Raw genomic sequence first — 14,662 nt, forward strand, 5'->3', positions numbered from 1 at the left:
CCGCGCCATCCCTCGCCCGACAAGCACCTCAACCTGCCGCAGCTTCGTGACAATTTCTTCAGGTTTGTGCCGCTTCGTTCCCATTCTGATCCTCCGTTTTCCTAAACATAACGGCGGACCACTTCACTGGGGGAGGATCACGCTGTCACCGGGCAGATCGACGTGCAGACCTACGGCAAGTCCGGCACCGTGGACCGGCGGCTGGAGGCCATTCAGGAGGAGATGGAGGCATGAGCGATCCTATTTCCGATGTGAAGGCATTAATCACTGCGCAGCTTCGGGCGAACTGCGAACCGGTTCCTCCGAAGACGTCTACGAGCAATCAGGTCCACCTATCGGTTTGGCTTACTCGGGGAAAACGCCGTCCGATTGGCGTCGAGCTGGACCACAAAACTGTCGTGAACATGTGGGTCTGGGCGTCGGAGGCTCCCGCGAACATTCCTGGCGGGGTGAAGACTACCCGAAAGGCCTGGGCAGGCGGGAAATGGGCCAGCCCGGACGGCAAAGGCGCGAACAGCAACCTGCGTGGCTATGAGGGTTTTCATGGCCACGACCTCATCCGCCTGGGCGTGAAGACCCAAGCCGATGCCGACGAGATTTTGACCCACCTATTGACCTAGTAATTTGCAGGAACCGCCATGTTGACCGGACAGCACACCGCCACCGACATTCACCAGGAAAAGGTCTTCGAGGCCCATATCGTGGGCTGCCTGACCGCGGAACTGGGCTACCTCGAACGCGATCCTGCCACCGATTACGACGTGGCTTTTGCGCTGGATCGCGAGCTGCTGTTCCGCTTCCTGCGGGACACCCAGCCCGAGGCGTGGCAAACGCTGGAGGATCACTACAGCACCCAGGCCGAAGCCGAGGTGCTGAAACGGCTGGAAAAGGCTCTGAAGGAGCAGCCCACCCACCAGGTGCTGCGCCAGGGGATCAAGCTGGTCCCGAACATCCGCTTCCAGCTCTGCTACTTCAAGCCCGCCTCGAACCTGAACCCGGAACTGTCCCGGCTCTACGAGGCCAACATCCTGTCGGTGATGCGGCAGGTGCGGTACTCCTCGAAGAACGCCAATGCCATCGACATCGTGACCTTCGTGAACGGCATCCCCGTGACCACGATGGAGGTCAAGAACCCCCTGACCGGGCAGACCTTCAAACACTCTGAAGCCCAGTACCGCAAGGACCGCTCTCCCGCCGGTGAGCCGCTTCTGACTTTCAAACGCGGGGCCATCGTCCATTTCGCCGTGGACCCGGACAACGTGTCGATGACCACAAGGCTTATGAACGGCAAGACACGCTTTCTGCCCTTCAACCGTGGCCGGAACGGCGGTGCCGGGAACCCGGATGTGTCGGGGGAAAACCGGGTTGCCTACCTCTACAAGGATCTGCCAGGGGCCAGAGCCGTCCTCTCCCGAGAGGTGCTGCTGGACCTAATCGGGCGTTTCATCCATCTGGAGCGGTCTGGCGGCAAGGAGGTGCTGATCTTCCCCCGGTTCCAGCAGTTGGACGCTGTTCGGCGTGTCTTAGCAGATGCCTGGGGGAATGGTGCAGGACAGAACTACCTGATCCAGCACAGCGCGGGATCCGGCAAGTCCAACACCATTGCCTGGACCGCCCATCAGATCATCAACCTGCATGACGAGAACGACCGGCCCTTGTTCGATACGGCGATCATCGTGACCGACCGTCTTGTGCTGGACCGCCAGCTCCAGAACACGATCAGCGGCTTCGCCCAGACCGAGGGTGTGGTCAAGAAGATCGACGGCACCTCCCGTGACCTGAAGCAGGCCATCGAACAGGGCAAGCGGATCATCATCACCACCAACTAGAAATTCGGTACAGAGCATCTGGCCACCATCTCCGGCCAGTCCTCCAAGAATTTCGCCGTGATCATCGACGAGGCGCATTCGTCCCAGTCAGGGAAGGCTGCACAGTCGATGAGCGACGCCCTGACACGGGAGAAGACTTCCTCCGAAGATATCGAGGACATGATCCTTGCCCATCAGGCGGCGAGAGGCCCGCAGAAGAACATCTCCTTCCTGGCGTTCACCGCGCCCCCCCGGAATGTCACCCTGGAACGGTTCGGACGCACGGGCAAAGATGGCAACCCGTATCCGTTCCACCTCTACTCGATGCGTCAGGCCATCGAGGAAGGGTTTATCCTGGATGTCCTCCAGAACTACAAGACCTACTCGGCCTACTATAAGCTTGAGAAGGCCATCGAAGAGGATCCGGCCTTCAAGGGCAAAAACGCTCAGCGGGCCGTTGCGAGATACGCATCCCTACATGCGACCGCGATAGCTCAGAAGGTGGAGATCATCGTCGAACACTTCCGCCGCCATGTGCGAAGCGAACTCGACGGACAGGCCAAGGCCATGGTCGTTACGCAAAGCCGGGAACATGCATTCCGCTACTGGCAACAGATCAAAGCCTATATCGAGGACAAGGGGTACTCAGACCTTAAAGCCCTGGTGGCGTTCTCAGGTGACCTGCGCATCGACGACAACGACTGGACCGAGCCCGCAGCGAATGGCTTCCCGGAAACGGAACTGCCGCAGCGATTTGATACGGACGAATACCAGGTTTTGCTCGTTGCGGAGAAGTACCAGACCGGTTTTGATCAACCGATGCTGGTCGCGATGTATGTCGACCGCAAGCTGGCGGGACTGCAAGCGGTGCAAACCCTCGCCCGACTGAACCGCACCTACGCAGGCAAAGAGCGGACCTTCGTCTTGGACTTCCAGAACACGATGGAGGAAATCCGTGACGCCTTTGCCCCATTCTTTGAGGCCACGGAACTGGAGGAGCGGACGGACCTCAATCAGATCTACGACCTTGAAAGCCGTATTTCGTCCTCGCCGTACATCATTGGCGAAGATGTTGAGCGTTTTGCCGAAACGTTCTTCATGGGCAATCTAAGCAATCAGGACAGAATCCGCCTCGAAGGCATGGTCAAGGAAGCCGTTGGGCGTTTCGAAATGGATGACGACGAGGCACAGCAGGAGGAGTTCCGGCAGCTCCTTCGCAGCTACATCCGGTTTTACTCGTTCGTGGCTCAAATCGTCTCCCTGGGGGATCCGTGGCTCGAGAAGCTTTTCGCCTATGTGTCCTGGCTGTCACGCCTGTTGCCGTCGCGCGATGTCCCTGCGGACATATCGATCACGGAGGACATGGTGCAGCTCTCTGCACTCCGGGTGCAGAAGGGGGAAGCAGGGTCAGCCTCCCTTCAATCAGGGGATACCACCAAGCTGTCTGCCATTAGCGAATTTGGCGCGAACCGCTACACAGAGGAGGAAGAGCGTTCACTGTCTGAGATTATCGCCTCCTTCAACGAGAGGCACGGCACCAATTTCTCAAGGGAGGACTTCCTCCGGTTCGAGCGGGTCAACCGGGAGATCATGGATGAGGAACTAACAGACATGATGCGCAACAACCCGGCGGACGTCGTCTACGGGGCATTCGAACGAGCCTTCTTTAAGGGGATGGTGCGGATGTTCCAGCAGGACAATGAGATGCGGAGTGCTGTAATGACAGACAAGGTGGCCCGTGACCAAGCCACTCAACCTCAGTTACTTCGGGGGTTATTTCCGTTTATGTTCAGGGGGTCAGGTGCCGCCTGGGGGGGCCGCCCTTCCCCATACTAATGGGAGTTAGGAGCATCAACCCGACACCCCACCTTCCTGTCAGTTTCGTCAACTAGCCCTCTGCCGTACCTCGTATCCCGTCAGTCCTCGAAGAAGCCATTCTCGGCAGGTTGACGACCTCAAAACCCTAATCTGTTGCCGAGGCCATATACGATATCCCTACGGGGTGGGGTGGCACTCGCCCCCTCCGTACCCCGGCAAAATGAAGGGCCATTCCCACGCGCAGAGGGACTCGTACAGCCCCGGAAAGGCCTGCCGACTAGGGTACCACCCGCCAAGCCATTCCAGCCTTCTACGAGTCACCCGTCGCACCGGAAACAGCCCTTCACGGACTGCCGATCCTGACAGCCCTGCAGCCTGACCACAGTACGGATGCCCGACCTGGTGGGGGAAACGGCCTCACCCAGCCGTAGAACAAACCGTAGTACAATTCGTGCATGTTGACCGGGACGCCACGGGGCTGATATCCCTTATTTTGCTGATGCTCACCGTGCTGACGGTGCCTGTAACGGGTCTCGAACCCGGTTTCACACGGTCCCGTAACTGTGTGGGGGCACCACCAAATCTCCTAAAGCATTGTTTTGCATCGGCTTTTGCACTGGGCAAGGCAAGGCGTGTAGCCGTTGTTGGGCCTTGGTGCGATGATCGATGGAGTTCGGTAGTCACTCTCGAGGAGAATGGAGCCAAGAGGGCTTACCAGCCACCCTTCGCGACGCTTCTTGTACCGGCTGCCGCCAAAGCCTGCATTCCAGCCGATGTCCGGTTTCGGCCTGTAGATCCGTTCGATCTGGTAAGCAACATACCATGGCAAATTGGCGTGTAGGGGGAGCCACTCTATTTCCTTGCCATGTTCGGCGAGGGCTTTTTTCAACGCATGATTGGTAGGGCTGGAAAAATGAAGAGCCACGCGAGCGTGCAACTGTAGCATGGTTACACCGATGTATCCCTCACGAAAAGGATTGTCGAAGGTTGGCAGACGGCCCCAATACACCATGTGAGGTTTGGTCAGGCAGGATGGGATCAACATAGGAATATTTCTCCAAGCTGAACTGGATGCGCGATTGACTGTAGGGAGATTCTAAAATCGATTAAAATAAATGACTTAGGGTAATAACTTGGGCGTAGCAAGGGGCGTTGTTACTCTCTTAACATGCGGTTTCGAGCCACTTCCTAAGCACGGAAGTCGGGTACCCCCTGCCGTAACCATGCCCCACGCCATCCGTGTGCCAGCCGCCAATCTGGTCGGCGATATCGGCGGGGCATTCGACCGCCCGTAGCCGGTCTCGCATCGAATGCCGGAAGCTGTGCATGGTCGCCCCCTTCTGCACGTAGTCCTTCAGCCACTTGTTCAGCCCGGCACTGGCTGAATTAGCATTGGTCTTCCCCGTGGTGTTGCACCTGGGAAAGGCGAATTTGCTTTTTGTCTGTTGCGCTTGGATCCGCTCTGCCGCCCACTCGGCAGAGCCAACGAGCGGCACCAGCCGCTTGCTGCTTTCCGTTTTCAAGCTCCTCCACGGGTACGGAACAATCCTGGCCACCCATTGCCCGTCTTCGTCCCGAAAGATATCCTCCCGCAACAGTCCTGCAGCCTCGGCCAGACGCATGCCGGTGTCAGCCACAATTGCCACCAGCCAACGCATCTCGTCATCGATTTCACGGCATTTCTGCTGAACGGTGCGGATGTTTTCCACGGGGATGGAACTACGGCCCGAAACCCCTATGTTACGGTCATAGTATACGTTGGCAAATGGAGAGGTGATCGATAGCCCTTCCTCAGCCACGGCGAAATTGAACACCGCACGGACGGTGCCGAAGATTCGGGTGATGCTACTCCCAGCGAGACCACGCTTTATCAGCGCATCCCGAAATTTATTAGCATCTGCCTTGGTATAATCCGGCAGGGGCTTGTCCCCGCAGACGTCGATTACATAGCCGCAAGACCGATGTGCTGCACGGTGAAAGGTTTCAGGCCGTCCCTGACCCTTGAGACGGAGGTATGTCAACACAGCCTCCGACAGGGTCAAGGCGTCAGATGTGACAGTAGGATCATTTTCCTGTCCTGAAGACGGTCTGCTCAATCCATGTCGAAGAAGATGCTTGCCCGGCAGTTCGGCTTCCTGGGTCCGAAGGTGATACCAGTATTCGTCCAGCTTGCAGGCAGCCCTGTTCGCCCTCGAGATAGCGACAGCACGGGATCTGGTCCGCAGGGAGTAAGAGATCTTGCCCGAAGAATAGTGGTGCCGAAGGTCCACCGGGACACGACGACAGAAATAATAGATGCCTTCCTTCACGAAGATATAGCTGCGGGAAATGTTCTCCAATTTGTTCTACGCCTCGCCTTACCCAGTGCAAAAGCCGATGCAAAACAATGCTTTAGGAGATTTGGTGGTGCCCCCACACGGACTCGAACCGCGGACCTACTGATTACAAATCAGTTGCTCTACCAGCTGAGCTATAGGGGCCTTGGCGACGGAATTAACGGCTCCGGGCGCGGCGTGCAAGATCAAAAATCCGCCCAAGGCGTGCAGTTAAATCTCACCCGCGGCAGCCGCAAGCTCCGGCCCGGTTTGACCTATCGGGGCCGCTTCAGTAAGGCTTGCAAACCCAAACGGCACAAGCAGGTCCAATTTATGCAGGTCATTCTCCACTGCGGCGCGCATGCAACCGAAGAAGACCTGCTGCTGAAATCGCTTTTGAAGAACACGGGTGACTTGGCGCGGCACGGCACGCAGGTGCCCGGGCCGGGCCGCTACCGGACGCTGCTGAGGGAGTGCATCGCCGCGCTGCAAACCGGCGAGCCGGCGCCAAACGCATCCGAAGTGCTGTGGGACGCGATCCTGGAAGGCGGCGAGGCCCGCTGCGCCGTGCTTTCCAATCCGCATTTCTTCGGCTCCCAGCGCCACGGGCTTTCGGGCAGCCGGCTCTACCCGGAGGCGGAGGCGCGGCTGCGGGCGCTGCAGGCGCTGTTTCCCCGCGACCGCCTGGAAGTGTTTCTGGCGCTGCGCAACCCGGCGAGCTTCCTGCCGGCGCTCCTGGCCAAGGTCTCCCCTGCCACCCGCCGCGATCTGCTTGGCGCCTGCGATCCATCCGCGCTGCGCTGGTCTGATCTGCTCACGCGGATGCGCGCCGCCGCGCCTGAGATCACTCTGACGGTCTGGTGTTTCGAGGACGCGCCGCTGATCTGGGGCACGGTGCTGCGCCGGATGGCGGGTCTCGCGCCCGAGGCCCGGCTGCGGGGCGGGCTGGACCTGCTGGCCTCCCTGATGCCAGCCGCGGGGATGCAGAGGCTGCGCGCGTTCCTGGATGCGCACCCCGGAATGCGGGAGCCGCATAAACAGCGGGTCTTTGCCGCCTTCCTGGCCAAATACGCGCTGGAGGATGCGGTGGAAGAGGAGCTGGACCTGCCCGGCTGGAATGACGCCCTGGTGGACCAGCTCACCGCGCTTTACGAGACCGACCTCGCGGCGATCCGCGCCCTCCCAGGCGTGACACTGATCGAGCCCTCCCTCCCTGCGTGACGCGCCGCCTGCTCCGGCTTGGGCTTTTTCCCCGCGCCGCTCCGGCGTATAGCTGAGAGCAAGACGCCGCCGCCGCCGCTACGGGGGCCGCCCCTCTTGCGGGCTGCATAAGGGTGGCAGGACGCGCAGCAGGCAGAGGGCAGCGATGGCGGGTGACAGCTTCAATGTGATGGTCGTGGGCCAATCGGGGCGGCTGCAATACGAGGCGCTGCTGTTTGCCGCCTCGCTGCGGCACGCGTCGCCGGGCTTTCGCGGCCGGCTCTTTGTGGCGGTGCCGCAGGCGGGACCACTTTGGGGGAAGGACCCGGCAATCCGCAGCGGCGAGGTGCTGGCGGCGCTGGAATATCTTGGCGCGGAAATCCTGCCGTTCCACTCCCGCGTCTTTGGATCCGCCTACCCCCATGGCAACAAAATCGAGGCTCTGCTGGCGCTGCCCGATGGCGAGCCTTTCGTTTTCTTCGATACCGATACGCTGATCACCGGCGAGCTTACCTCGGTGCCTTTCGACTTCGCCCGCCCCGCCGCCTCCCGCCGCTGCGAGGGCACGTGGCCCAGGCCAACGCTTTACGGGCCAGGCTACGAGGGCATCTGGCGGTCTCTGTATGACCGCTTCGGGCTGGATTTTGAAAGCAGCCTCGATCTCAGCCAGCCTGCGGAATACTGGCAGCGCTACCTCTATTTTAACGCCGGTTTCTTCTACGGCGCCTGCCCGCGTGCTTTCGGGCAGCGCTTCCTGGCGTATGCGCAATCAATCCGCGACGCGCCGCCACCGGAGCTCACCTGCCAGACGCTCGATCCCTGGCTCGACCAGGTGGCGTTGCCGCTGGTGATCCATTCCTTCGGCGGCGGCCGCGACGGCCTGCCCGCGGGCTACCTCGACGGTTCGGTGAGCTGCCATTACCGGCTGTTTCCATTGCTCTATGCGCGCGAAGCGGACCGCGTCGTGCAGCTGCTGGAGGAGGCCGCAGCGCCGAACCGGATCAAGAAGGTGCTGAAGCAATACGAGCCGATCAGGCGCATGGTCTACCAGGGCCGCGGCCGCAAGGTACGGGCGCTGTTCGACCAGTCCAGCCTGCCCAAGCGCGAACAGGCGATCCGCAACCGGATCAAGGCGGCCGGACTTTGGATGCGCTGAGCCGCCCTGCCCGGCAGCCCGCGTATGCGCTCCTTGCCGCCCCGGCCCGCGGCCAGACTGCCGCACCCGCGGCGGTTAGCGTTGCCAGTGCGGCGCGGCTGCCCTACAGCTTGCGCAAGCGATTTAAACAGGGAGACCCGCTCATGTCAGACGCTCCGTCCTACGGCTTTGACACCTTGCAGATCCACGCCGGCGCCAAGCCGGATCCGGCCACCGGCGCGCGGCAGACGCCGATCTACCAGACCACCTCCTATGTGTTCCGCGACGCCGACCACGCGGCGGCGCTGTTCAATCTGCAGGAAGTGGGCTTCATCTACTCGCGCCTGACCAACCCCACCGTCGCGGTGCTGCAGGAGCGGATCGCAACTCTCGAGGGCGGCGTCGGCGCGGTCTGCTGCTCCTCCGGCCATGCCGCACAGATCATGGCGCTGTTCCCGCTGATGGGACCGGGCTGCAACGTGATCGCCTCGACCCGGCTTTACGGCGGGACTATCACCCAGTTCAGCCAGACCATCAAACGTTTCGGCTGGTCGGCAAAGTTTGTCGACACCGACGATCTGGAGGCGGTGAAGGCGGCGATCGACGAAAACACCCGCGCGGTGTTCTGTGAATCCATCGCCAACCCCGGCGGATACGTTACCGACATCCGCGCGCTGGCGGACATCTCCGATGCGGCGGGCATCCCGCTGATCGTCGATAATACCTCGGCCACGCCCTACCTGTGCAACCCGATTGCGAAGGGCGCGACGCTGGTAGTGCATTCCACCACCAAGTACCTCACCGGCAACGGCACCGTGACCGGCGGCTGCGTGGTGGATTCGGGCAAGTTCGACTGGTCGGCTAATGACAAGTTCCCCTCGCTATCTGCGCCGGAACCCGCCTACCACGGGCTCAAGTTCCACGAGACCTTTGGACCCCTCGCCTTCACCTTCCACAGCATCGCCATCGGCCTGCGCGACCTCGGCATGACGATGAACCCGCAGGGCGCGCATTACACGCTGATGGGGATCGAGACGCTGTCGCTGCGGATGCGTAAGCACTGCGAGAACGCCGAAAAGGTCGCGGCCTGGCTGGAGCAGGATGACCGTGTCGACTACGTGACCTACGCCGGGCTGCCCTCCTCGCCCTATTACGGGCGCGCGAAGGAGCACTACTCCAAGGGCACCGGCGGGCTGTTCACCTTTGCGGTGAAGGGCGGCTACGAATCCTGCATCAAGCTGGTGGATTCGCTGGAGATCTTCAGCCATGTGGCGAACCTCGGCGACACCCGCTCGCTGATCATTCACTCGGCCTCCACCACCCACCGCCAGCTGACGCCCGAGCAGCAGGAAGCGGCGGGCGCCGGGCCGGGCGTGGTGCGGATCTCGATCGGGATCGAGGATGCCGACGATCTGATCCGCGATCTCGACCAGGCGCTGGCCAAGGCCTGCGGCTGATCATACTGCGACAGACCAGGCCGGGCACCGCAAGCGCCCGGCCTTTTCATCCATGCGCGCTTACTCAGCCGCAGGCTCCAGCAGATCGAAGACCACGGTGACGCTGTGGGTGAAGCTCAGCTCGCCCGCCTCCACCGGCATCGCATCCGCCATCGCCATCTCCCGCGCCATCATCGGCCGGCCGCCGCCGCCGCCATTCTCGCTGATCGAGCGCACCGGCCCCAGCTGCATCTCCGCCGCCTCCGCGAGCTGGCGCGCCTTGCGCACAGCGTCGCGCACCGCGTCGGCTCGAATCTGGTCCTGCACCGCTGCCGGATCAGAAACGGCAAAGCTCAGGTCCTGGAATTGGTTCGCTCCGGCGCTCAGCACCTGATCCATCACCGTGCCCAGCCGCCCCAGGTCGCGCACCCGTACCAGCAGCGTATTGGAGGCCTCGAACCCGGTAATCTCCCGCCGGTGGCCCTCGCCCGGATCGCGGTGCTGGCTCCAGACCGGATGCATGGCGATGCGCTGGGTCTGCATGTCCGCAGGCTGAATACCCGCCGCCCTCAGCTCGGCAATCACCGCATTCATTGCTTCCGAAACGGCCGCCATCGCCGCTGAAGCCTCCTCCGCCTCCTCGGTCACACCCAGCGTGATCGTGGCTATCTCTGGCGCCACCTGCACCCGGCTCTCCCCCGTGACTGTCACCTGCCGCGGCGGCAGCTCCTCTGCGGAAAGTCCGGGGGCGGCCAGCGCCAGCATCAGGGCGGCGGCCAGAAGTCTTTGTGGTTTCATGCGAAATGCTCCTTCTCAATACTCTCTAAATGGGAGCGGCAAACCCTTGCCTGCAAGATGGTTCGGCTCTCTTTTCCTTTAACTCGGCAGGGAGCTGCTTTAAGGTCTGGCCGCAAGGCCCGGGGCGCGCAGTACAGGCAATGTCAGACCGGCGCGGGCGGCAAGGATTTGGATGGTTTGACCGCACTTATGACACCGGGCTTCGCTCTCTCTCTGTCTCCTGAGAAAATCACTCTGCGCGCCCGTACCGAGGAGGGCGGCTGGCAAGACGTGGGCAGCACGCCCTTTGCGGCGCCCGATCTGCCTCAGGCGCTGGCCGCACTGCGCGAGCAGGTTTCGGACGGCGTGATGAAAAACCTGCGCTCCATAATCGTGCTGCCGCCCGAGGTCGTGCGTTACCTCACCATCGAGACCGGCGAGGTTGCGGATGCGGAACGGCGGACGCAGGCGGCGAGGGCATTGGAAGGCGCCACGCCCTACCCGGTGGCGGATCTGGCCATCGTCATCAGCGCGGACGGCGGACAGACCCATATCGCCGCCGCCGCAAAGGAGACTCTGGCCGAGGCCGACAGCTTTGCCCGCGCCCACGGCTTCACCCCGGTCTGCTTTACCGCGGATCCGGAGGGCACTGCTTTCGAGCAAGCACCAGACTTCGGCCAATGCGCAGCAGAGGAGCCCGCCGCAGAAGCCCCGCCCAAGGATGCGCAGAAAGACGAGGCCACGGCCCCCGGTGATTCCGCCGCACCCTCGCCTGAGCCCGAAGAACCTGCCGCCACGCTGCAGGCTGAAGCAGAGGCGGCACCGCAAGCCCCCGGGGCCGGAACCATGCCTGCGGAAGCCGCTGAGACGGAAGACCTTCCGTCTGCGCCGGAGGCCGGTGCAAGTCCCCTGCCGCCAGCCCCGTCCGCCTCCGATGGCGCAGGCAAGGCTGGGCCCGGGGACACCGCCGGACCAGTGGAGGCCGAAATTGCGCCGGAAACGCCCGCCGCCGGCGCGGAGCAAGCTGGCAGCCATGCTGCCGCGGATCAGTCCGGCACCGCACCGGAAGCCGGACCCGAATATAGACCGGACCCCGGTTTCACCAGCCGCCGCGGCAACCCAACGGAGGCGAACGCCCCGGATCAGCCAGAGGCCCCGCGCAAGGCGGCAGCCGCCGCGCCCGCGGTGCCCTCCGCGCCGGAACTCTCCGCACCGGGCGCTTCGCAGGCCCCGCCGGCCAAAGCGCCTGACGCGGTCCTGCCTTCCCCCCGCCAAACCGGGGCAATCGCAGGGGGCCGGATCGGAGCCGCTCCCGCCCCGGCAAAGCCTGCCGCCCCCGCGGCCGCGACGCCGGTGCCGCCGCCGTCCCCGGTCTCCGCAGCAAAGCTGCTGCAGGCCCCCAGCGCCAAACCCGCGAGGGACACCATCACCGCCAAACACAGCGCGCCTAGTCAGCCGGCGCCCCGGTTCCTCCCGGCTGCCGTGCGCAGCCTGCCCCGCTCGCGCCGGCTGACCCTCTCCGTGCTGGCGCTGCTGGCGGTCGCGGGGGCCGCGGCGATAACGCTGGTGGCCGCCAGTGGCCCCGAGGGGGCGGCCAGCAGCGGCACGGCTCTGAAGGCGGAACTCGCAGAGGCCCCGGACACCGGCAAAGAAGGCCTGCCTGGCACCGCCGCAGCCGGGATCGGGGAGGAACCGCCGATTGCCCCGCAGGTCGGCGTTCTGGCAGATCAGCCCGACCCGGGCCTGCGCGAGACCGGCGAAACGCTGGACGGCAGCGGCCCGGACGCTTTGCAAGACAGCGAATTGGCGTTCGAAGCCGAAAGCGAGGAAGCCGCCGCCCCGGAAGACGCTGAAGCGGCCGCGGTCTCCCGGGACGCGGAGCAGCTCGCGCTGACCCGAACCGCACAATATGCCGCCACAGGCATCTGGCAGCTGGCGCCAGAGATCGCCGCCCCCGCTGCACCTGCCGGGCCCGAGGCAGGCTCGGACGGCATCTTCGTGGGTTCCATCGACAATGGCGAGCTATCGCAGGATGCCGTGGCACTGCCGCCCGCCGAAAGCTTTGCCGCCGACACCGCTCCGGACCCGCGCGCCTCCCCGGCCGCGGCGGGCGCCACATTTGAGCTCGACAGCCGCGGACTGGTCACCCCAACCCCCGGGGGCACGCTGAACCCGGATGGGGTGATGGTATATCTCGGCCGCCCCAAGGCGGTGCCGCCGCAGACGCCTGACCGCCCCGACCCGGCCCCCGAAACCGCCGCCGAAGCCGCCGCGCGCGACCGTGTGCTGTCGCAGAAACGCCCGCGGCCGCGGCCTGACGACCTGGCCGAGACAGCAGAACGGGCGCAGCACGGCGGTCTCAGCCGCGCCGAACTGGCCTCGCTGCGGCCGCGCCCGCGCCCGGCCAGCCGGAAGCCCTCGGACGAGGACCGCCTGCCGGCCACCGCCCAGGCGGTGCGCAGCTCGCAACTGCCGCGCGCGCGCCCCGCGAACTTCGCCAACCTTGTCGACCGTGCCCGCCGCAATGGCGCCAATGAAACCGCTTCGGCACAAGTGGCCGCTGTACCCGCTGCCGCAGCCGCGCCAGCGCCGCGCATCCCCTCCAGCGCCTCTGTCGCCCGCCGCGCCACCACCGGCAACGCACTCAACCTGCGCAAGCTGAACCTGATCGGTGTCTACGGAACGCCCTCGGACCGCCGCGCCCTCGTCCGCCTGCCATCGGGGCGCTACAAGAAGGTGAAGGTCGGCGACCGCATCGACGGCGGCCGGGTGATCGCCATCGGCGAAAGCCGGCTGCAATACCAGAAGAGCGGCCGCAACCGGACCCTGGAGATGCCAAACGGCTGATCCGCCCGCGTGCCGCCCCTGCCCTTGCGCAGGCAGGAACGCTCAATCAAGAACAGAAAAACCGGGCCCGCATCGCAGGCCCGGCCGATCCCGAGGGACATGGCACCGTTTGGGACGATGCCGGGGGATCTCGGCGCTTGGGGACCGGAGGCTGGGGGGACGCGGCCCCCGGTCCCGGCGCCTTTCTCAGCGCCCTATCCGGTCGCTTCGATCTCGCCGCTTTCGATCTGCTCGCGCTCAATCGATTCAAACAGCGCCTTGAAGTTGCCCTCGCCGAAGCCGTCATCGCCCTTGCGCTGGATGAACTCGAAGAAGATCGGCCCGATCACGGTCTTAGAGAAGATCTGCAGCAGGATCTTGGTCTCGCCGCCGTCAACCACGCCCTCGCCGTCGATCAGGATGCCATGCTTCTTCATCCGGCCGATCGGTTCTTCGTGGCCCGCCACCCGGTCATGGCTCAGATCGTAGTAGGCATCCGGCGGCGCCGGCATGAACTTGATGCCGCGCTCCGAAATCTCATCGGTCGAGTCATAGATGTTCTCGGTGCCGACGGCGATGTGCTGAATGCCCTCGCCCTTGTACTTCTTCAGGTACGAGACGATCTGCCCGGTCTCGCCCCGGTCCTCGTTGATCGGGATCCGGATGCGGCCGCAGGGCGAGGTCAGCGCGCGGCTCAGCAGGCCGGTGTATTTGCCTTCAATGTCAAAGAATCGGATCTCCTTGAAGTTGAACAAGTCGCCATAGAACTTGAACCACTTGTCCATGTTGCCCTTGTAGACGTTGTGGGTCAGGTGATCGAGGTAGTAGAAGCCGACGCCGCGCGGCTTGGATTGCTTCAGCCACTCAAACTCCTCGTTGTAGGGCGAGGTGTCGTAATACTGGTCGATGAAATAGATCAGCGAGCCGCCAATGCCCTTGATCGCAGGCACTTCCATGGTCTTGCCGGGGCCCTCGTAAGGCTCGGCGCCCTTGGAGACGGCATGTTCGAACGCCTTTTGCGCATCCGCCACGCGCCAGCCCATCGCAGGGGCGCAGGGGCCGTGTTCGGTTACGAACTGTTCGGCAAAGCTGCCGGGCTCGGCGTTCAGGATGTAGGTGATGTCGCCCTGCTGCCACAGCTCGATGCCGGGCTTTTCCTTGTGGCGGCCGACCATCTCATAGCCCATCTTGGTGAACAGGTCGCGCAGCTCCTGCGGCTCGGGGCTGGCGAATTCGACAAATTCGAAGCCGTCGGTACCGGCCGGGTTTTCTTCGGTGATCTCGGACTTGGGGGCATTGTGCGGGAACGGGCCCATGCTGGTTCTCCTCTGTGCCGGGGCGGCTGGA

Annotated in this window: 11 protein-coding genes and 1 tRNA gene; 7 read left to right on the plus strand and 5 right to left on the minus strand. The window is 63.5% G+C overall.

Annotated features, from left to right (window positions below):
- The first annotated feature begins 230 nt into the window (after positions 1–230).
- The 3 genes from ACOHWE_RS11360 to ACOHWE_RS11370 are packed head-to-tail and all read left to right on the plus strand — an operon-like array spanning position 231 to position 3,644.
- Complete coding sequence (locus tag ACOHWE_RS11360; protein WP_420666459.1) at positions 231–620, plus strand: hypothetical protein; 390 nt, start codon at positions 231–233, stop codon at positions 618–620.
- Positions 621–638: 18 nt separating this feature from the next.
- Positions 639–1,829: a type I restriction endonuclease gene (locus ACOHWE_RS11365; protein ID WP_420666460.1), complete on the plus strand. Its 1,191-nt coding sequence runs from the start codon at positions 639–641 to the stop codon at positions 1,827–1,829.
- Positions 1,830–1,886: 57 nt separating this feature from the next.
- Complete coding sequence (locus ACOHWE_RS11370) at positions 1,887–3,644, plus strand: type I restriction enzyme subunit R domain-containing protein (RefSeq protein WP_420666462.1); 1,758 nt, start codon at positions 1,887–1,889, stop codon at positions 3,642–3,644.
- Positions 3,645–4,212: 568 nt separating this feature from the next.
- Here ACOHWE_RS11370 and ACOHWE_RS11375 read toward each other — a convergent pair.
- From ACOHWE_RS11375 to ACOHWE_RS11385, 3 genes are all read right to left on the minus strand, one after another.
- Positions 4,213–4,671 (minus strand): hypothetical protein, encoded by a 459-nt coding sequence (locus ACOHWE_RS11375; RefSeq protein WP_420666464.1) that lies wholly within the window; start codon positions 4,669–4,671, stop codon positions 4,213–4,215.
- 118 nt (positions 4,672–4,789) lie between these two features.
- Entirely contained in the window at positions 4,790–5,965 is a 1,176-nt protein-coding gene (locus ACOHWE_RS11380; RefSeq protein WP_420666466.1) for a DUF6538 domain-containing protein, read from the minus strand.
- A gap of 65 nt (positions 5,966–6,030) precedes the next feature.
- Positions 6,031–6,106: transfer RNA gene (locus tag ACOHWE_RS11385), tRNA-Thr, on the minus strand.
- 168 nt (positions 6,107–6,274) lie between these two features.
- Here ACOHWE_RS11385 and ACOHWE_RS11390 point away from each other — a divergent pair.
- From ACOHWE_RS11390 to ACOHWE_RS11400, 3 genes are all read left to right on the plus strand, one after another.
- Positions 6,275–7,162, plus strand: a complete 888-nt coding sequence (locus ACOHWE_RS11390) for a hypothetical protein (protein ID WP_420666468.1) — start codon at positions 6,275–6,277, stop codon at positions 7,160–7,162.
- A 145-nt stretch (positions 7,163–7,307) separates the two neighbouring features.
- Positions 7,308–8,297 carry a hypothetical protein gene (locus tag ACOHWE_RS11395; RefSeq protein ID WP_420666470.1) on the plus strand — a complete coding sequence of 330 codons (990 nt, stop codon included), beginning with the start codon at positions 7,308–7,310 and terminating at the stop codon, positions 8,295–8,297.
- Positions 8,298–8,440: 143 nt separating this feature from the next.
- Positions 8,441–9,733 (plus strand): O-acetylhomoserine aminocarboxypropyltransferase/cysteine synthase family protein, encoded by a 1,293-nt coding sequence (locus ACOHWE_RS11400; RefSeq protein ID WP_420666472.1) that lies wholly within the window; start codon positions 8,441–8,443, stop codon positions 9,731–9,733.
- Positions 9,734–9,793: 60 nt separating this feature from the next.
- On the opposite strand, the gene ACOHWE_RS11405 is transcribed toward ACOHWE_RS11400, so the two are convergent.
- Positions 9,794–10,510, minus strand: a complete 717-nt coding sequence (locus ACOHWE_RS11405) for an SIMPL domain-containing protein (RefSeq protein ID WP_420666474.1) — start codon at positions 10,508–10,510, stop codon at positions 9,794–9,796.
- Positions 10,511–10,687: 177 nt separating this feature from the next.
- Between ACOHWE_RS11405 and ACOHWE_RS11410 the strand changes: the two genes are divergently transcribed.
- Positions 10,688–13,336, plus strand: coding sequence for a hypothetical protein (locus tag ACOHWE_RS11410; RefSeq protein WP_420666475.1), 2,649 nt, complete (start codon positions 10,688–10,690; stop codon positions 13,334–13,336).
- Positions 13,337–13,530: 194 nt separating this feature from the next.
- Here ACOHWE_RS11410 and hppD read toward each other — a convergent pair whose 3' ends face one another.
- A complete protein-coding gene (hppD, locus tag ACOHWE_RS11415) occupies positions 13,531–14,631 on the minus strand; it encodes a 4-hydroxyphenylpyruvate dioxygenase (RefSeq protein WP_420666477.1) in 1,101 nt (366 codons plus the stop codon).
- Positions 14,632–14,662 lie beyond the last annotated feature (31 nt).

Origin of the sequence: Cribrihabitans neustonicus, from assembly GCF_048820895.1 — a bacterium.
GTDB classification, from domain to species: Bacteria; Pseudomonadota; Alphaproteobacteria; order Rhodobacterales; family Rhodobacteraceae; genus Cribrihabitans_A; species Cribrihabitans_A neustonicus.